This is a genomic window from Pseudomonas putida, assembly GCA_041879295.1.
GTDB lineage: Bacteria > Pseudomonadota > Gammaproteobacteria > Pseudomonadales > Pseudomonadaceae > Aquipseudomonas > Aquipseudomonas putida_Y.
In genome coordinates, this window is the sequence record CP047152.1 from 2,771,171 (window position 1) to 2,789,547 (window position 18,377).

Sequence of the window (18,377 nt, forward strand, 5' to 3'; positions counted from 1 at the left end):
GAACAATGCACGCGAACCCCGTTTCCATCAGTCTCTCCAGCTACGGCGCCGACTTTGTGCGCCAACGTGGCCAGGAGCAGTTTCTGGACCTGCTGGCCGCCGCTGGCGTCAGCCGCGTCGAACTGCGCGAAGAATTGTTCGCCAGTGCACCGGACGCCGCTGCGCTGGGTAGGGTCATTGCCGCGCTGCGCCTGGAATGCCTGTACTCCACCCCCCTTGAACTGTGGACCGCGCAAGGCGTGCCCGACTCGCTACTGGTGCAGAAGCTGGAAATTGCCCGGGCGCTTGGCGCGGTGGCGCTGAAGGTTTCCCTGGGGCACTTCGATGAGCACTGCGATGTGATGGCCCTGGCGTCGCTGCTGCCTGCGCAGGGGCCTCTGTTGCTGGTGGAAAACGATCAGACCGCACAAGGTGGCAGGCTCGAACCGATGCTGCAGTTCTTCCAGCGCGTCGACCCGCTTGGGCTGCGCCTGGGCATGACGTTCGATATCGGTAACTGGCAGTGGCAGGGTGAGCCTGCGCGGCAAGCTGCAAGGCAGCTAGGCCGTTGGGTGCGCTATGTGCATTGCAAGGCTGTGCAGCGTCGGGCCGATGGCCGTCTGGTTGCCATACCGCCGCAAGCGGCGGACCTGCAGGAGTGGGCAGCGCTGATGGCCGAGTTTGCGCCGGGCGTGGTGCGCGCCGTCGAGTACCCCCTGGTGGGCGAAGACCTGCTGGCGCTGACCCGGGCCCAGGTGCGTCACCTTTCTGCACTGGGCGCGGCGCAGGAGTTGGACCATGCATGAACATGACGTGCTGTGTTTCGGCGAGACCATGGCCATGTTCGTTGCCGAGCAAGCCGGTGACCTGGCCGGTGTCGGGCAGTTCGGCAAACGCATCGCCGGCGCCGACAGCAACGTGGCGATCGGCCTGGCGCGGCTGGGTCTCAAGGTACGCTGGCTGAGCCGGGTTGGTGACGATTCGCTGGGCCGTTTCGTGCTCGAGAGCTTGCGCGGCGAAGGCCTGGACTGTGCCGGCGTTGAGGTGGATGCCAACTACCCGACGGGTTTTCAGCTCAAGGCCCGCAGCGATGATGGCAGCGACCCGGCAGTGGAGTACTTTCGCCGAGGTTCGGCGGCCAGCAGGCTGTCTCCTGCGATGTTGAGCCCCGTTTGGCTGCAGGCTCGCCACGTACACGCTACCGGTATTCCGCTGGCGTTGTCGGACAGCTGTCGGGCGCTGTCTCACGCGCTGCTGGACGGGATGCGCGCAGCCGGGCGGAGCATATCGTTCGATCCCAACCTGCGTCCCTCGCTGTGGCCCGATCAAAGCAGCATGGTGCGTGAAATCAATGCCTTGGCGGCGAAGGCCGACTGGGTTTTACCGGGGCTGGAGGAGGGGCGGTTGCTGACCGGTCAGCACACCCCGGCCGATATCGCCGCGTTCTACCTGGACCAAGGGGTGGAACTGGTGGTGATCAAGCTGGGCGACGCGGGCGCCTACTTCCGCAGCGCCAAGGGCGAAGGGCAGGTAGCCCCGGTGCCAGTCAGCCGCGTGGTGGACACCGTCGGTGCAGGTGATGCGTTTGCCGTCGGTGTGCTCAGCGCGCTACTGGAGGGCCGTCCGGTAGCCGAGGCGGTAGCGCGCGGCAACTGGTGCGGCAGCCGTGCCGTGCAGTCACGAGGCGACATGGAAGGGCTGCCGCTGCGTCATGAACTGGAGGCCTATGACCTGCGCAGAAGCGCATGAGTCGACCCCGAATCACCTGTTGCAACAAAAACAACAAGCTCAGGAGAAACAAACCATGCAAAGCCAAAGCCTGGCACCTCGCCGCTGGTGGTACATCATCCCGATTGTGTTCGTTACCTACAGCCTGGCGTACCTGGACCGCGCCAATTATGGCTTCGCCGCCGCCTCCGGCATGGCTGAAGACCTGCACATCACCCCGGTGATGTCATCGCTGTTGGGGGCGCTGTTCTTTCTCGGTTACTTCTTCTTCCAGGTGCCTGGCGCCATCTACGCCGAGAAGCGCAGCGTCAGAAAGCTGATCTTCGTCTGCCTGATCCTGTGGGGCGGCCTTGCCACACTCACGGGCATGGTCAGCAACGTCTACATGCTGATCGGTATCCGCTTCCTGCTCGGGGTGGTGGAGGCTGCGGTGATGCCGGCCATGCTGGTGTACCTGTGCCATTGGTTCACCCGTGCCGAGCGCTCGCGCGCCAATACCTTCCTGATGCTGGGCAACCCGGTGACCATTCTGTGGATGTCGGTGGTGTCGGGTTACCTGATCAAGCATTACGACTGGCGCTGGATGTTCATCATCGAAGGCCTGCCCGCTGTGATCTGGGCGTTCTTCTGGTGGCGCCTGGTGGATGACCGCCCGGCCCAGGTGAAGTGGCTGAGCGAGCAGGAGAAGGCCGCCCTGGCGCAGGCGCTGGCTGCCGAGCAGCAGGGTATCAAGCCTGTGAAGAACTACCGCGAAGCGTTCCGCTCGCCGCAGGTGATCATCCTGGCGCTGCAGTACTTCTGCTGGAGCATCGGTGTGTATGGCTTCGTGCTGTGGCTGCCATCGATTCTCAAGCAGGCGGCGAACGTCGATATCGTGCAGGCCGGCTGGCTGGCCTCGGTGCCCTACCTGGCGGCGGTGCTGGCGATGGTGGGCGTGTCCTGGGCGTCGGACCGCCTGCAAAAGCGCAAGCGCTTCGTCTGGCCGCCGCTGCTGATTGCCGCCGTTGCGTTCTATGGCTCTTACGCCTTGGGCAGCGAGCATTTCTGGCTGTCGTATGCGTTGCTGGTGGTCGCCGGCGCCTGCATGTACGCACCCTATGGCCCGTTCTTCGCGATCGTGCCCGAGATCCTGCCGGCCAACGTCGCAGGCGGCGCCATGGCGCTGATCAACAGCATGGGTGCGTTGGGCTCGTTCGGCGGTTCGTGGCTGGTCGGCTACCTCAACGGTGCTACGGGCGGGCCCGGTGCCTCTTATCTGTTCATGTGCGGTGCGCTACTGACTGCAGTGGCGCTAACCGCTGCGCTCAATACCTCCCAGACGTCAGGCCGGGCAAAGCGCGATAACTCGCGTCTGGCCATGAACCATTAGGAAACCTGCAATGAAGAAGCGAATCGTCCTGTATAAACGCCTGTCTGACGACTTGATGGCACGCCTGCAAGATCGCGTCGAGGTGACCTGGGTGGATACCTCCCGGCCCGATGGCCTGGCCCGCCTGCGTGATGCGTTGCCGGGGGCGCACGGGTTGCTGGGGGCCAGCCTGCGCCTGGATGCCAGCCTGCTCGACCTTGCCCCGCAACTGGAAGTGGTGTCGAGCGTTTCGGTAGGCGTGGACAACTACGACATTGCTGAACTCAGCAGGCGTGGTGTGATGCTCACCAACACGCCCGACGTGTTGACCGAAACCACCGCCGACACAGGCTTTGCCTTGATCCTGGCTACCGCCAGGCGGGTGGTGGAGCTGGCGAACTGGGTGCGTGACGGCCGCTGGCAGGCCAACCTGGGGCCGGCGCATTTTGGCAGTGATGTACACGGCAAGACGCTAGGCATCGTCGGCATGGGCCGCATTGGCGAGGCCCTGGCCCGGCGCGCGGCCGCGGGTTTTGGCATGCGCGTGCTGTATCACAGCCAGCGTGCCAAGCCCGAGGTGGAAGCACGCTATGCCGCATGCCAGTGCAGCCTGGATGAGCTGTTGCAGCAGGCAGACTTCGTTTGCCTGACAGTGCCGTTGAGCGCCAGCACCGAAGGCCTGATAGGCGCACGGGAACTTGCGTTGATGAAGCCTGAGGCAATCCTGGTGAACATCTCACGCGGGCGTGTGGTGGATGAGCAGGCGCTGATCGAAGCGCTGCGGGCCAGGCGCATCCGCGGTGCGGGGCTGGACGTGTTCGTGCACGAGCCGCTGCCGGCCGACTCGCCGCTGTTGCAGCTCGATAACGTGGTAGCGACCCCGCATATCGGCTCGGCGACCGAGGAAACCCGCCAGGCCATGGCGCGTTGCGCGGTGGATAACCTGCTCAGCGCGCTGGCCGGTGAGCGGCCGGCAAACCTGGTCAACGGCTGACGCGCGCCCCTGCCACGGGGGCCGCGCAGCCTTTGAAATGATCAGCGGCAGTTACCTGCCTTGCGATAGCCTGCTGCCTGCGCTTCACCTTCGTTAGCGAAGGAAACCTGGTTCTTCGCTGCAACCTGGTTGTAGCCTGGGCAGCCGACTGACAGGTGATAGACGTGGCTGTTGCGGTTGCCAAGCACGGCGCCGACCGAACCGGCGCTGGCCAGGCTTGGTTTGGCCTCTGGCTTGGCCGCGTTTACCGGCACCGCCTCTACCACGCCGCTGCCAACCGGCTTGTAGCCGGCAGTCCACTTGCGTTCGCCGCTTACGAACGGGTTGGCATGGCCCATGATCGCGGCAATGCGCCGGTCGCGTTCTTTCTCCCAGGCCGACACCGGGTGTTGCTTGTCCCAGGCCATCAGCAACTGTTGCTGTTGGCGCGACATGCTCAGCTTGTAGCGGTCGAACATGTAGAAGGTGGTGCGGGCCACCAGGCCTTTGACTTCGTCACGCGGTTCAGCGGTGCGCTGGACGAAATCGACCTTGGTGGTGCATTGGCCGTATTCGCCGGCATTGCCAGTGACCATGCCGTAGTTGAAGTTGCTGCGGTCACCGTTGACCTCACCCACGGCCGGGTAAAGGTTGAACAGGTCGGCCTCCATGGCGCGGAACACCGGGTCGTTGTCCACGCAGTGCTCACGGCCGCCGTTCTTCCAGCACTGGCGCTGGTTGCCGAAGGTGTGGGCGGGCACGATGTGTTCCCACTCGGTGCGTTCTGCACGGTTCTGCTGCTTGCGCGTCTGGTAACCACACGAGGCGGCATCGATGCGCCCGCCAGACTTGCCCACCCAGGTCCATTTGCACCCGCAGTACAGGTCGCCGAGGGCACTGCTGGCCTGGTCCAGGTAGACCTTCTGCTTGGCCACCACTTTGGCTTCGGTGAAGGTGGCCGGCGGGTTGGCCAAGGCGGGGAGGGTAAAGAAAAATAATAAGGTTATGGCGTAAAGCAGTGATTTCATGGGGAAAACATATTTCAGGTTGGGCCGCGCATTGTAATGGTTTCCGCGAGGCTGACCAGCTCGCGGACCCATACCAACTGCCGCAAGCCCGCGCTATTTGAAGCCGGTGACCGCGTGGGGAACGTAAGGGGCCTGCAAGCGCGCCACCTCGTCCTCGCTCAGCTGCAGTGACAGTGCGCCCAGGGCATCGTCCAGGTGGGCGGGCTTCGAGGCGCCGACGATAGGGGCACTAACGCCGGCCTTACCCAGTACCCAGGCCAGCGCAACCTGGGCCATCGGCACACCCCGTTCGCTGGCGATCTGCTCGACCACATCGATTACCCGGCCGTCCTCCACCTCGGTCTTTTCATAGAACGACTGCCCGGACACGTCGGTGCGCGTGCGCTCGGTCTGCTGCCCATGCGGCCGGGTCAGGCGGCCGCGCGCCATGGGGCTCCAAGGCATCAGGCCGACGCCTTGATCCAGGCACAGCGGAATCATCTCTCGCTCTTCTTCGCGGTAGATAAGGTTGAGGTAGTTCTGCATCGACACAAAGCGGCTCCAGCCGTGGCTGGCGGCTACCTGTTGCGCCTTGGCGAACTGCCAGGCATACATCGACGATGCGCCGATGTAGCGCGCCTTGCCGGCCTTGACCACATCATGCAGGGCTTCCATGGTTTCCTCGATGGGGGTGTGGTAGTCCCAGCGGTGGATCTGGTAGAGGTCGACGTAGTCTGTGCCCAGGCGGCTGAGGCTGGCGTCGATGTTGGCCATGATCGCCTTGCGTGACAAGCCTTGCTCATTGGGCCGGCTGGCGCCTTCCCACATGTTGGCAGGGAAGAACACCTTGGTGGCGATCACGGTTTCTTCGCGGCGGGTAAACTCCTTCAGGAGTTTGCCGAGGATGATTTCCGAAGTGCCGGCGGAATAGCTGTTGGCAGTGTCGAAGAAGTTGATGCCTTGCTCGACGGCGTGGCGAATGATTGGCCGGCTGGCGTCTTCGCCCAAGGTCCAGGGGTGAGTGCCGGCGTCGGGTTCACCGAAGGTCATGCAGCCCAGGCACAGCCTTGAAATGTCCAGCCCGGTGCTACCCAGCTTTACGTACTGCATCGTCGTCTCCTTCAAGGGCGTGAGTGATGGAGTTAGCCTAACGCTGGCAGGCTTGGGCGAAAATTCCGTATTGATGCAGGCGCCATCTGCAAGAATTCACAAGCGTAGCATCGGCCGCACCTGCTGCTGAAGGAAGTCGGTAACCGCCTTGATCCGTGGTGTGGCGCGCACATCTTTATGCACTGCCAGCCAGATTTCGATGCTCATGGTCTGTTCGGCGGTGCCTGCTTCCTTCAGGCCGTGTTCCTGTGCCATGAACGCGGGCAGGCAGGCAATGCCGATGCCGCCGGCACAGGCTTGGGCCTGGATGCGCAGGTCATTGCTGTGCAATGCGAACGGCTGCTGGCCGGCCTGGAGGTTGAGCCATAGCTGTTGTGGTGAACGGGCCTGGGACTCGTCGTAGCCGATGTAGCGCCTTGCCGTTGCGCTGGCCAGGTAACCGGGCGACGCGTACAGCCGGTAATCCAGGTGCCCCAGCAGGCTGACCACCAGGGTTGGCTCTGTCGGCCTGGCCAGGGCGATGCTGATGTCCGCTTCGCGGCGTGCCAGGGATGCCTTGGATTTGCTGCCTACCAGTTTCAGGCGCAGCTGTGGGTAGCGCTGGTAGAGCTCGCCCAGGCGCCGGGCGACGATACTGCCCAGCAGCGCCGGTGGTGCCGAGAGCACCACTTCACCTTCCACTGCCTGTTGGCCGGCGCTGGCGAAATGCTCCAGGGCAAAAGAGGACATGGCCATCTGCTCGGCAAGTTCCGCAACACGTTGGCCTTCGTGGGTGAGGGCATAGGCGCGGGGGCGCCGGTCGACCAGCTTGAGCTTGAGCGACGCTTCGAGCGAGGCGATGCGCCGGGCCACGGTGGCGTGGTCGACACCCAGGGTCTTGGCGGCGGCCGACAGCGAGCCGGCCGAGCTGAAGGCGGAGAAATGGCGCAGGTCTTCCCAATCGAACATGAATGACTCGGCAGTGGCGGGTGCATAACGGGGTAGGGTAACCCTTTATGACCAGGCCGGCTTCAATGCCCGCCTTTCATCCGCCGCGCCACCAGGTAGATGCCCAGGCCAGCCAGCGCAGTCGCGGCGCCGATGTACCCGGTGCTGGTCCAGCCCATACCAGCAGTAATCGCCATGCCTCCCAGCCATGGCCCCAGGGCATTGGCCAGGTTGAACGCCGCATGGTTCGACGCCGCTGCCAGGCTTGGCGCTTCATGGGCAATGTCCATGAGGCGAATTTGTAGCGGTGCCGCCAGGGCGATCATGGTGCCCACCAGGCCGATGCCCAGCAGCAGGCTCCACAGCGCCTGGGCGGCGAAGGTAAAGAACAGCAATACGGCAATCGACCACATCAGTACCAGCCCCACAGCGCGGAACTGCAGGCGGTCGAACAGCTTGCCGCCTGCGATGTTGCCAACGATGCCGCCCACGCCGAACGCCGCCAGCCCGAACGGAATCCACTGTGGCGACACCTGGGTCACTTGCAGCATGGTCGGTGCCAGGTAGCTGAACACGCAGAACATGCCGGCAAAACCGATCGAAGCGATGGCCAGCGCCATCCATACCTGTGGGAGGGCAAAGGCCTGTAGCTCCTTGCGCGGGTCGCTGCGAGTTTCATCGTGGCGCTGGGGCACGAAACGCCAGACCAGGGCGATGGTGCACAGGGCGATCGCGCCGACTAGCACGAATGCCGAACGCCAGCCGAAGTACTGGCCCAGGAAGGTGGCAACCGGGTTGCCGAGCAACATGGCCAAGGTCAGTCCCATCATCACCCGGGCAACGGCCCCCGCGCGCTGATCCTTGGCGACCATGCTTGAGGCCACCACTGCGGCAATGCCGAAGTAGGCGCCGTGGGGCAGGCCGCTGATGAAGCGGAATGCGACCAGGCCACCGAACGCGGGGGCAAAGGCAGTGGCCAGGTTGCCCACGGCATACAGCAGCATCAACAGCAGCAGCATGTGCTTGCGCAGCAGTTTGGCACCGAGAATGGCCAGCGTCGGGGCGCCAACCATCACCCCCAGCGCATAGGCGCTGATGGCATGGCCCACCTGCGGCTCGCTCAACTGCAAATTGCTGGCAATGTCGGGCATCAGGCCCATGATGGCGAATTCGCCGGTGCCGATGGCAAAGCTGCCCAGTGCCATGGCGGCTTCCATCTTGGCGACGGTGCTTTTACTGGGTAGCGGGGGGCGTTCCTGGACTGACATCTGTATCCCTATTGAAACATGCTGAAACGTTCAAGGCGGGATGATAGTCAATCGATGGCAGCAACGTCGAGGACGCTGCCCCCGACAGGCCCTTAGCGTTCCAGGTAATGCGTCTGTGCAGCAAAGTCGATGAACCGCTTGCTGGCCAGCGACAGGTATTCCCCCGAGCGCCAGCACAAGCGGAAACTCATCTGCTGTGCTGGCCGGAACGGCACGCCGACGATGCCTGGCGTGCGTTGCTGCACCGAGCGCAGCAGGGTCGCCACCCCCATGTTGTCCAGCGCGGCCTGCACCACCAGCGAGACGAAGTTGCTCTGTAGCGCCACCTGATAAGTGATGCCATGTTCGGCGAAGAACGCATCCAGAAGATGGCGTTGAACGAAGGTGCGATCAAACACCACCATGTCGGTATTGCGCAGGTCTTCGGCGGTGAGGAAGGCTTTGCCGGCATAGGGGTGATCAGGGTGCATGCACGCCAGCATCTCGTCGCTGCCCAGCAGGATCGACTCCTTGTCGGGCGGCACACGCCGGGACTCCAGCAGCGCCAGGTCGATTTCCCGTTGCTCCAGGCGGTGGCCAATGTCCTCGGCACTGCCTTCGAACACGGTCATCGCAATGCCCGGGTACAACTGGCGGAAGGCGTTCATCAACCCGGGGACGTAGTGCAGGCCGAACATCGGCGGAATACCCAGGCGTACTTCACCACGCTTGAGGTCGGCCATGTCGCGCAGTTCTTGTCGGGCAATGTCCATTTCGCGCAGGGCGGAGGCAATGCGCGGCAAGAACTGCTCGCCCTCTGCCGTGAGAATCACTTTGCGCGTGGTGCGGTTGAACAGGGTTACCCCCAGTTCTTCTTCCAGCCGGGTAACGGCCATGCTCAGCGCTGGCTGGGCGATGTGCAGGTGCTGCGCGGCCTTGGTGAAGCTGCCTTGGCGGACGATTTCGACACAGCAGCGCAATGCCTTGAGGTTCATTGAGGGGTGCTACCTTTCATGCGAGATGCATTTATAACGAACTGTGATGCTAAGCATCATAACAATATATTTATTATTATTAACCAGAGGGCCTACGATGCGCGCCACTGAGACATCCTGCAACATCTCAGTCACGCAGTTTAATAAATCTGCAATCCCACAAAGATTTTGAGGTAGTACCCCAAATGGCCAAGGCCGCCGATGTCGTTGTGCAATGCCTGGAAAATGAAGGTGTCGAGTATGTATTCGGCATCCCCGGCGAGGAAAACCTCGACCTGCTCGAATCCCTGCGCAAGTCGAAGATCAAGCTGGTACTGACCCGTCACGAGCAGTCTGCAGGTTTCATGGCTGCCACCTACGGTCGCTTGACCGGCAAGACCGGCGTCAGCCTGTCGACCCTCGGCCCTGGTGCCACCAACCTCGTGACCGCCAGCGCCTACGCCTACCTGGGCGGCATGCCGATGATGATGATCACCGGGCAGAAGCCGATCAAGAAGTCCAAGCAGGGTCGCTTCCAGATCATTGACGTGTGCGGCATGATGGACCCCATCACCAAGTACACCCACCAGTTCGCCTCGGCCGACAACATCCCGGCCCGCATGCGCGAAGCCTTCCGCCTGGCCGAAGAAGAAAAGCCGGGCGCGGTGCACCTGGAGCTGCCGGAAGACATCGCCGCCGAGCAGACCGACGCGCTGCCGATCCCGCGCAGCCTGCACCGCCGCCCGCTGGCCGAGCACGTGGCCATCGAAGCCGCTATAGAAAAACTGCAGAACGCGCGTAACCCGATCCTGGTGATCGGTGCCGGCGCCAACCGCAAGATGACCGCCAAGGTCCTCAAGCAACTGATCGACAAGACCGGCATCCCGTTCATCACCACCCAAATGGGTAAAGGTGTGGTCGACGAGCGCCACCCGCGCTTCTTGGGTAACGCTGCCCTGTCGTCCGGTGACTTCGTTCACCGCGCCATCGAAGCGGCTGACCTGATCATCAACATCGGCCACGACGTTATCGAAAAGCCGCCGTTCTTCATGGTCCGTGGCGGCACCGAAGTCATCCACATCAGCTTCCGCTCTGCCGAAGTCGATGCCGTGTACTTCCCGCAGGTGGAAGTGATCGGCGACATCGCCAATGCCGTGTGGCAGATCAGCGAAGCGCTGAATGACACTTCGCACTGGGACTTCACCCGCCTGATGGCCATCCGTGAAGCCAACGAAGCACAGATCGCCGAAGGCGCCGACGACGACCGCTTCCCGGTCTACCCACAGCGCATGGTTGCTGACATCCGTCGTGTATTGCCATCCGAAGGCATCGTCGCCCTGGACAACGGCATCTACAAGATCTGGTTCGCCCGCAACTACAAGGCGCACAAGCCGAACACCGTGCTGCTGGACAACGCCCTGGCGACCATGGGCGCCGGTCTGCCATCGGCAATGGCTGCGCACCTGGTGCACCCGGACCGCCCGGTAATCTCGGTGTGCGGCGACGGCGGCTTCATGATGAACAGCCAGGAACTGGAAACTGCAGTACGTCTGGGCATGCACATCACCGTGGTGATCCTGCGTGACGACGGCTACGGCATGATCCGCTGGAAGCAGGCCAACATGGGCTTCACCGATTTCGGCCTGGACTACGGCAACCCGGACTTCGTCAAGTATGCCGAAGCCTACGGCGCCAACGGCCACCGCGTGGAAAGTGCCGAAGGGCTGCTGCCGCTGCTGGAGCACTGCATCAAGACCCCGGGCGTGCACGTGATCGACTGCCCGGTCGATTACAGCGAGAACGACCGCATCCTCAACAGCGAGCTGCGTGAGCGCGCGCTGGCGGTGTAAGCCCTGACAGGTCGGCGCCGTCCTTTTTCAGGGGCGGCATTGTGCTGCGAAGAGGCCCGTATAGCTGACAGTGATATGTCGGCTTTACGGGCTTTTTCATGGCACAAGGCTGCCTCTGTATCCCACTCACCGCAGATCAAGCAGGCCTTGCAGGCTGGCCAGAATGGCATTGGCGTCGTAGGGCTTGCGCGCGACGGGCACATGCTGCAAATGCTCGGGAATGCTGATGCCTTCGCCATAGCCGGTGGCAAAGAGGAACGGAACCTGCCGGCGAACCAGTTCATCCGCTACGGAAATGGAGGTTCCGGTGCCCAGGTTGACATCCAGTATTGCCGCGTCCGGTTTGTGGCTGCCAAGCAGTTGCATGGCTTGGTCCTCGGAACTGGCGGTGATCACGTCCTTGATTTGCGCATCATTGAGGATTTGCTCCAGGCCTACTGCAATCACCAGTTGATCCTCGAGTATCAGCACACGCAAGCCCGAGCACGCTGAAAAGGCACCGTTTGCATGGGCCAGAGGCGTGGCCGGGAAAGCGGTTTCTGCCGCTTCGGCTACGGAAAGGTGCTTGGCCGGGATTCTGAAAAAGCCTTGCAGGCCTTCGGGGTGATATTCCACCGTGCTGGTGCCACCCAGGTCGAACGGGATGCTGCGGTCGATCAGCACCGTGCCGAAGCCGCTGCGGTTGGGCGGGCGTACCGTTGGCCCACCACTTTCACGCCAACTGATGGCACAGGCGTGGGTGGCGTCGATTGCCCAGCTCACCGAAAGCTTGCCGCCGGCCCGCGATAGCGCACCATACTTGGCCGCGTTGGTGGCCAGTTCGTGCAGCACCAGCGCCATGACCGAGTACGCGCGCGCATCGAGGATGACGTTCGGGCCCTGCAATTCGATCACGCTGGCAGCCGTGCGATAGGGCGAAAGCTCGGCCTCCAGCAGATTCGTCAGGCGCCCGCCACCGTCACCACGCACCACCTGGTCGTGGGCCAACGACAATGCCTGGATACGCCCTTTCAGCGTTGCCACATAGTCCTGCAGGGTCTGGCTCTCCGGGGTCGGATGGGCAACCAGCGCACCAATCAGCGACAGGATGTTCTTGACCCTGTGGTTGAGCTCTTCGTTGAGCATGCGCTGGCGCACTTCAGCCTTGGCGCGTTCACTGGCGAGCAGCTCGCTGTTGTGCAGCACCACTTCAACGATAGCTGTACGGATGGCATCGCCAAACTGGCGGTCCTGCTCGGTCCAGGGTAGCGACTGCTGGTGAACGGTTTCTTTCCAGATGGCGAAGCTTTTGCGTGGCGTCAGGCGATCGCCCAACGCGCCGCTGTCATAGGTTTTGTTCGGGTCCCCGGCCCAGTCGAGTGTCTCGACCACCTCCTTGCGGAAGAAGATCAAGTAATCCCTTGGGTGTTGCGACATCGGGATGATCAGCACACCCGACACATCATTAAAATACGCCTGGGCCGACGGGATCACTGTCGACAGGCGATTGGACGCCCAGATTCGGCCTTCGCTGACCATGTCTGCCAGGCGCAGCAGATCAGGCACGGCCGTTTGGGGCGGCGCCAGCCCTGCGGACGACCAGCGGCCCAGCAGTGACATGCCGATGCCGTCGCAGGGAATCAGCGACATCAATCGGGGCAGGCGTGCATGGAAGAACCCATCGATGTCCGCAGCCTGGTTGGCGTCGCGCAGCATGCTGTCCAGCGCTTTGTGGATGCGCACGGCGGCTTCGAGTTTTTGCCGGCTACGCAGGGTCTCGATATGCAGGGAGAAGAACTCACCGAACATTTCGGCGGCCACACGTTGCCCCATGGCCAGCGTGCGCGGTGCGTAGTGATGGCAGGCAATCATTCCCCACAGCTCGCCGTTGACGATGACCGAAATCGACATCGAGGCGCCCACGCCCATGTTGCACAGGTATTCGCAATGAATCGGCGAGACACTGCGCAGGTGCGCGTAGGACAGGTCGAGCGGTTCGCCCGAGGGGTCGAGCACCGGGTTGATGGCGACCGTTTTGAACTGGGCGTCGGAGATTACCCGGATCGGGTTGCGCAGGTAGAGCGCGCGGGCTTGCTGGGGGATATCGGAGGCCGGGAAGTACTGGCCCATGAAGCTTTCGAGGTCGCCACGCTTGGCCTCGGCAACCACCTTGCCGGCGCCGTCTGCTCCCAGCTGGTAGATCATTACCCGGTCGTAACCGAGCACCGCCCTGACAAAACGGGCGGCATCGCGGAACAGCTTGCTGGTCTGGTCGATTTCGCGTAGTTGGGCAATCAGCGTGCGCGCCAGCTCGATCGGTTCGGCGATGCTCGCGCCAGCGGGCTCGAATTCGAGGATTGCCGTGCCTTTGTACAAGTGGGCGGCGATGTCGACGGCCTCGCCGTTGGGCAGCGTCACGCCGAAACTGAGCGCGGGCCGCGAGGCGTCCCGGGTACGGGCTAGTGCATTGCGAAGCGTATGCGCGACCTCGTCGCCCAGCACCGCGTGCAGTTTCTGACCATTGATATCGTTTGGTACACCCAGCACTTGTGGGGCGTTGACCGAATGGCGCAGCACCACGGTCGCTGAGGCATCACAGGCCAGCAGGCAGCCATGGGGCTGGATGCTCCCGGGAATCTGGATGGGCTCCCGGTCGCAGTTGGTCAGGTTAACTTGGGGATTGTAGGTCATTGGCCCGTGCCTGTGGGTAAGGGGAGGCGGGCAGCAGGTCCGCCATCGTGCGTCAGCCTAGCAGGCATTGCACGCCTTGGGGATGGCGGGCCGCTCCAGTCCAGGGCAGTGCGCTGCTGCTGATGAGTCAGCTTTGGAGTACAGATGTGCTCTTTTCGAGAATCGCTTGAAGGCAAGCTGCGATCAATGGTCTCATCCCGCGCTTGAGCCAACTGGTATTGCAAGATGAACCGCCCACTGTTTATTTCCATCGATGGGCCCAAGGGTACCGGCAAGACCACGCTGCTGGAGGCCGTCACTCAAGCCTTGCGGCTGGACGGGAACAAGGTGATCCGCCTCTGCGAAAGAAAGAATGACCCTCACCGGGGCGAGACCATGGCCTTGGTCAACCAGCTTTCCAGAAGCCCTTGCCAGGACCTTGAGTTCAAGGTTTGCGAGCGCTTCGCTGAAAGCCGCGCCTGGATTTCCCGGCATGTACTGCCCAGGCAGCCCGCTGACAGCATCATCCTGATTGATCGCTGGTACCCCTCTGACGCTGCATTTCGCCGCACTGTGCCGTTTGACAAGATCCTGCGCCTGAACCTCGAACGGAACGTGCAAGTACCCGATCTGCATGTCGGTGTGGTCACAACGCCTGAAACCTCATGGGCAAGGGCCGCGGCGCGCACACGTGGGCTGGGCAGTACGGTGATCCATAACCTGGATGAACAGGTTGCCTGTACCGAGGCGTTCGAGCGTGCAGTTACAGAGCAAGGCTGGGTGCTGTGCCGCAATGAAGGGACTGTCGACGAGGCAACGCGGCAGGTCGTTCGCGAGATTCAGGGCGTGCTTCGACACCTCTGAGGCAGGGGTGAATACTGCCTTTGCAGGTATCAGGCGCCCTGCCGGTCGATGTCACGGCGCAGGACTACCGACGTGGTGATGTCATCCACCGATTCGTGACGTGCCACGTTGTCGCGTACCTGGTTGAGGTCGTCGATCGTCCGGGTCTCCACTTCAACCACCAGGTCAAGCTGACCGCTCACCGATGAAACCCGTCGCACGCGCGCGTCCGTTGCCAACTGGTCGAGCAGCCCCATGGCAGGCGTGCGCTGCAACGTCACCAGCAAGATGGCGCGTATGACGTTGGCGTCTATTTCGCCGATGTCAGCGCGATAACCGCGAATGATTCCGCTGCGTTCAAGGTTGGCTACCCGCTCGGTGGTGGCGCTTCTGGAAAGGCCTATGCGGCCGGCTAGTGCCTTGAGCGCAATGCGCGCGTCCTTTGACAGTACCTCAAGAATCTCACGATCTTTAGCGTCCAGATCACGCATTCCACCCCCTTGATAAACTTGCCGTCATTATGCCGGTCGGAACCGGCATTATGCCTGTTGCGCCCGACCGTATGCAGGGTGTCCGTTTCGGCTGTGCATGACAAGCTATTGCAAAAACAATTCGCGCGCTCGGAACCTGATGATATGACAGACCTTTCCCACCCGGCACCTCGGTTTTCGGCAAGCGATGCAGAGGGCCTTGCAAAAGATTTCTTCAATGTCACCGGCACTGCAACGCCCTTGGATGGGGAACGTGATCGCAATTACCGGCTGGATACGGGCGTAGATGCAGGCTGGATACTGAAAATCGTCAATGCCAGCGAGCCCAGGGTAGAAAGCGAGTTTCAAACCGCGCTACTCGATCACTTGGCCGTGCATGGCGCGCATTTGGGCGTGCCGCACCTGCGGGCCAGCGTGACTGGCGACTACCTGCCGTCTGTGGCCAGCAGCACCGGTGAAAAGCACGCCGTGCGCCTGGTCAGCTGGCTGGCCGGCACGCCACTTGCCAAGGCCAGTCGTTCCATGGCGCTGATGAGAAACTTCGGCCAGGCACTCGGTGAACTTGACCGTGCCCTGCAAGGCTTCATGCACCCGGGCGCAGTCCGCGACCTGGACTGGGACTTACGCCACGCTGCGCGTTCCCGCTCGCGGCTGCACTGCATCAAGGACCCTGATCGCCGGGCCATTGCCGAGCGCTTCATCGCCCGGTTCGAACAGGCTGTACAGCCGAAGCTGGCGTCCCTTCGGGCCCAGGTGATCCACAACGACGCCAACGACTGGAACATCCTGGTCGATGCCGAAACGGCCGGTAACGTGACTGGCTTCATCGATTTTGGCGATGCCGTGCACACCGTTCTGATTGCCGAGGTAGCGATCGCCAGCGCCTACGCCATTCTCGACATGGACGACCCGATCGGCGCTGCGGCTGCGCTGGTGGCCGGCTTCCATGAGAAGTACCCGTTGCAAGCGCAAGAGCTTGATGTGTTGTTCAACCTGATAGCCATGCGCTTGGTCATCAGCGTCACGTTCTCCGCTTCCCGGCAGGACCAGACCGACGACAACCCTTACCTGGCGATCAGTGAAGCGCCTGCCTGGCGCCTGCTGGAGCAGCTTGATTCGATGAACCCACGGTTGGCCACCGGCATTCTGCGCAAGGCCTGTGGTTTCGATGCCATCGAAGGTGCGGGGGAGGTCCGCCGCTGGATTGCCGACAACCTCAAGTCGTTTGCCGACCTGGTGCGCCCGTCAGCCGCCATTCTCGACAAGGTGATCGCGCCGTTTGGCGATGCCAGCCATGAGATGACCATCGCTTCGGCCCAGCAGCGCCCGGCAGATGCGACGCGGTGGTGGAATGAATTCTCTGCCGCGCACAAGGTGCCGCTGGCCATCGGACCATGGGGCGAGATACGTGCCATCTATACCGACAGCGCCTTCGAGTCTCGCTTCATCAAGGGGCAGCACCGTACCCTGCATATCGGGGTAGACCTGGTGATGCCAGCGGGTACCCCGTTGTACGCACCGATCGCCGGCACCGTCAGAAGCGTCGAGGTCGAGCCAGGCCCGCTGGGTTATGGCGGCCTGGTGATGCTTGAGCATACCCCACCCGGTTGCCCGCCATTTTTGACGCTGTGGGGGCACATGGCCCACGAGGCGCTCAGCCGTTTGAAGGCCGGTGACAAGCTTGAAGCTGGCGACCTGGTCGGCTACATGGGCAGCGATCACGAGAACGGCGGCTGGATTCCCCACCTGCATCTGCAGGTGGTCACTGATACCCGGCTGAGCGCGCACGAGGTCATTGGCGTGGGTGAGCCAGCGTACCGCGACGCGTGGGCCGACCTGTTCCCCGATGCTTCGGCCCTGGCCGGTATCCCGCCAGAGACCTACAGCCAGCAGGGGATGACCAAGGCCCAGATCATTACCAGGCGCAAGGAACTGCTGCTCCCTAACCTGTCCATTTCGTACACCGATCCGATCAAGTTCGTGCGCGGGGATGGCGTATGGCTGATCGACAACTTCGGGCGGGCCTACCTGGACTGCTTCAACAACGTCTGCCACCTGGGCCATAGTCATCCCGACGTGGTCGAGGCCCTCACCCGCCAGGCTGCGCTGCTCAACACCAATACCCGCTACCTGCACGACAATATCGTCGAATACGCCGAACGCCTGACCGGCACTTTGCCAAAGGGCCTTTGCGTAGCGTCCTTTGGCTGCTCGGGGAGTGAGGCCAACAGCCTGATGCTGCGTATGGCGCGCAATTACACAGGCAGTGATCAGGCGATCGTGCTGGACTGGGCCTACCACGGCACCACGCAGGAACTGATCGATCTGAGCCCTTACAAGTACAAGCGCAAGGCGGGTAAGGGCAGGGCGGCGCATGTTTACGAGGCCGTAGTCCCGGACAGCTACTACGCCCCCGAGCACTGGCCCGTGGAAGCGCACGGCAAGCGCTTTGCCGAGTCGGTGGCAGAGCAGCTGGATGCCATGCGCAAGGCAGGCAAGCGCCCCGGTTTTTTCATTGCCGAGTCGATCCCGAGCGTGGCGGGGCAGGTGTTTTTGCCCGAACACTACCTCAAGGAGGTGTACGCCATGGTGCGAGCCGAAGGTGGGCTGTGCCTGGCCGATGAGGTTCAGGTGGGGTTTGGCCGGGTCGGCAGCCACTGGTGGGCATTCGAGACCCAGGGCGTGGTCCCGGATGCCGTCAGCATGGGCAAACCCATTGGTAACGGCCATCCGATGTCGGCGGTAGTGACCACGCGCGAGGTTGCCGATGCTTTCAACAACGGCATGGAGTATTTCAATACCTTCGCCGGTAACCCGGTGTCATGTGCGGTAGGTCTGGCGGTGCTCGATGCAATCGAACGCGACCAGTTGAAAGAAAACGCCCTGAACGTCGGCCATTACCTGCTCGATGGTTTGCGCAAGCTTCAGCAGCAGTTCGAGGTGATTGGTGATGTGCGCGGGTTGGGCCTGTTTCTCGGCGTCGTGCTGGTTGCCGACCGCCGGTCGAAGGCGCCAGCCACGGCCCTGGCCAGAAAAGTGGCGGATGGTGCCCGGGAGCGCGGCGTGTTGATCGGCACCGAAGGCCCGCATGACAACGTGCTGAAAATGCGGCCCTCGATGATTTTCAGCCGGGCCAATGCGGACTTTCTTCTCGAGGTGCTGAAAGACAGCTTCATCGCGGCAGTGAAATAACGTTTCAGGACGAGCAGGGCGCGTCCGTGAGCACGCCCTGCGTCGCGCCTGTCTGGCGC

14 protein-coding genes are annotated in these 18,377 nt (G+C 62.6%); 7 read left to right on the forward strand and 7 right to left on the reverse strand.

The features are described from left to right. The first annotated feature begins 5 nt into the window (after nt 1-5). Genes GST84_12540 through GST84_12555 form a run of 4 tightly spaced genes read left to right on the forward strand, consistent with a single transcriptional unit; the run spans nt 6 to nt 4,049 of the window. Nucleotides 6-785 (forward strand): AP endonuclease, encoded by a 780-nt coding sequence (locus GST84_12540; GenBank protein ID XGB13154.1) that lies wholly within the window; start codon nt 6-8, stop codon nt 783-785. Next, entirely contained in the window at nt 778-1,728 is a 951-nt protein-coding gene (locus GST84_12545; GenBank protein XGB13155.1) for a sugar kinase, read from the forward strand. Before GST84_12540 ends, GST84_12545 begins: the two co-directional genes overlap by 8 nt. Nucleotides 1,729-1,783: 55 nt before the next feature. Further along, nucleotides 1,784-3,076: an MFS transporter gene (locus tag GST84_12550; GenBank protein XGB13156.1), complete on the forward strand. Its 1,293-nt coding sequence runs from the start codon at nt 1,784-1,786 to the stop codon at nt 3,074-3,076. Between the two features lie 10 nt (nt 3,077-3,086). Continuing rightward, entirely contained in the window at nt 3,087-4,049 is a 963-nt protein-coding gene (locus tag GST84_12555; GenBank protein XGB13157.1) for a bifunctional glyoxylate/hydroxypyruvate reductase B, read from the forward strand. Nucleotides 4,050-4,090: 41 nt separating this feature from the next. On the opposite strand, the gene GST84_12560 is transcribed toward GST84_12555, so the two are convergent. The 5 genes from GST84_12560 to GST84_12580 form a co-directional block, all read right to left on the reverse strand. Continuing rightward, entirely contained in the window at nt 4,091-5,056 is a 966-nt protein-coding gene (locus GST84_12560) for a deoxyribonuclease I (protein XGB13158.1), read from the reverse strand. 93 nt (nt 5,057-5,149) lie between these two features. Continuing rightward, the gene (locus tag GST84_12565; protein ID XGB13159.1) at nt 5,150-6,145 is read right to left on the reverse strand and encodes an aldo/keto reductase; all 996 of its coding nucleotides are present in this window, start codon (nt 6,143-6,145) and stop codon (nt 5,150-5,152) included. 96 nt (nt 6,146-6,241) lie between these two features. Continuing rightward, nucleotides 6,242-7,093, reverse strand: coding sequence for a LysR family transcriptional regulator (locus tag GST84_12570; GenBank protein ID XGB13160.1), 852 nt, complete (start codon nt 7,091-7,093; stop codon nt 6,242-6,244). Between the two features lie 62 nt (nt 7,094-7,155). Continuing rightward, on the reverse strand, nt 7,156-8,340 hold the full coding sequence (locus tag GST84_12575; protein XGB13161.1) for an MFS transporter: 1,185 nt from the start codon (nt 8,338-8,340) through the stop codon (nt 7,156-7,158). 92 nt (nt 8,341-8,432) lie between these two features. Beyond that, complete coding sequence (locus tag GST84_12580) at nt 8,433-9,314, reverse strand: LysR family transcriptional regulator (GenBank protein ID XGB13162.1); 882 nt, start codon at nt 9,312-9,314, stop codon at nt 8,433-8,435. 185 nt (nt 9,315-9,499) lie between these two features. On the opposite strand from GST84_12580, the gene GST84_12585 reads away from it, so the two are divergent. After that, complete coding sequence (locus GST84_12585) at nt 9,500-11,143, forward strand: acetolactate synthase large subunit (protein XGB13163.1); 1,644 nt, start codon at nt 9,500-9,502, stop codon at nt 11,141-11,143. 126 nt (nt 11,144-11,269) lie between these two features. On the opposite strand, the gene GST84_12590 is transcribed toward GST84_12585, so the two are convergent. Next, complete coding sequence (locus GST84_12590) at nt 11,270-13,813, reverse strand: GAF domain-containing protein (protein XGB13164.1); 2,544 nt, start codon at nt 13,811-13,813, stop codon at nt 11,270-11,272. Between the two features lie 225 nt (nt 13,814-14,038). On the opposite strand from GST84_12590, the gene GST84_12595 reads away from it, so the two are divergent. Further along, the gene (locus tag GST84_12595) at nt 14,039-14,656 is read left to right on the forward strand and encodes a thymidylate kinase (protein XGB13165.1); all 618 of its coding nucleotides are present in this window, start codon (nt 14,039-14,041) and stop codon (nt 14,654-14,656) included. 29 nt (nt 14,657-14,685) lie between these two features. On the opposite strand, the gene GST84_12600 is transcribed toward GST84_12595, so the two are convergent. After that, the gene (locus GST84_12600) at nt 14,686-15,126 is read right to left on the reverse strand and encodes a winged helix-turn-helix transcriptional regulator (protein ID XGB13166.1); all 441 of its coding nucleotides are present in this window, start codon (nt 15,124-15,126) and stop codon (nt 14,686-14,688) included. Nucleotides 15,127-15,270: 144 nt separating this feature from the next. Here GST84_12600 and GST84_12605 point away from each other — a divergent pair, with 144 nt between their 5' ends. After that, complete coding sequence (locus tag GST84_12605; protein XGB13167.1) at nt 15,271-18,318, forward strand: aminotransferase class III-fold pyridoxal phosphate-dependent enzyme; 3,048 nt, start codon at nt 15,271-15,273, stop codon at nt 18,316-18,318. Nucleotides 18,319-18,377: the final 59 nt, after the last annotated feature.

Excerpts from the sequence above, each read along its gene's own strand:
- GST84_12540 (XGB13154.1), top strand. The coding sequence starts at position 6 with ATGCACGCGAACCCCGTTTCCATCAGTCTCTCCAGCTACGGCGCCGAC.
- GST84_12545 (XGB13155.1), top strand. The coding sequence starts at position 778 with ATGCATGAACATGACGTGCTGTGTTTCGGCGAGACCATGGCCATGTTC.
- GST84_12550 (XGB13156.1), top strand. The coding sequence starts at position 1,784 with ATGCAAAGCCAAAGCCTGGCACCTCGCCGCTGGTGGTACATCATCCCG.
- GST84_12555 (XGB13157.1), top strand. The coding sequence starts at position 3,087 with ATGAAGAAGCGAATCGTCCTGTATAAACGCCTGTCTGACGACTTGATG.
- GST84_12560 (XGB13158.1), bottom strand. The coding sequence starts at position 5,056 with ATGAAATCACTGCTTTACGCCATAACCTTATTATTTTTCTTTACCCTC.
- GST84_12565 (XGB13159.1), bottom strand. The coding sequence starts at position 6,145 with ATGCAGTACGTAAAGCTGGGTAGCACCGGGCTGGACATTTCAAGGCTG.
- GST84_12570 (XGB13160.1), bottom strand. The coding sequence starts at position 7,093 with ATGTTCGATTGGGAAGACCTGCGCCATTTCTCCGCCTTCAGCTCGGCC.
- GST84_12575 (XGB13161.1), bottom strand. The coding sequence starts at position 8,340 with ATGTCAGTCCAGGAACGCCCCCCGCTACCCAGTAAAAGCACCGTCGCC.
- GST84_12580 (XGB13162.1), bottom strand. The coding sequence starts at position 9,314 with ATGAACCTCAAGGCATTGCGCTGCTGTGTCGAAATCGTCCGCCAAGGC.
- GST84_12585 (XGB13163.1), top strand. The coding sequence starts at position 9,500 with ATGGCCAAGGCCGCCGATGTCGTTGTGCAATGCCTGGAAAATGAAGGT.
- GST84_12590 (XGB13164.1), bottom strand. The coding sequence starts at position 13,813 with ATGACCTACAATCCCCAAGTTAACCTGACCAACTGCGACCGGGAGCCC.
- GST84_12595 (XGB13165.1), top strand. The coding sequence starts at position 14,039 with ATGAACCGCCCACTGTTTATTTCCATCGATGGGCCCAAGGGTACCGGC.
- GST84_12600 (XGB13166.1), bottom strand. The coding sequence starts at position 15,126 with ATGCGTGATCTGGACGCTAAAGATCGTGAGATTCTTGAGGTACTGTCA.
- GST84_12605 (XGB13167.1), top strand. The coding sequence starts at position 15,271 with ATGACAGACCTTTCCCACCCGGCACCTCGGTTTTCGGCAAGCGATGCA.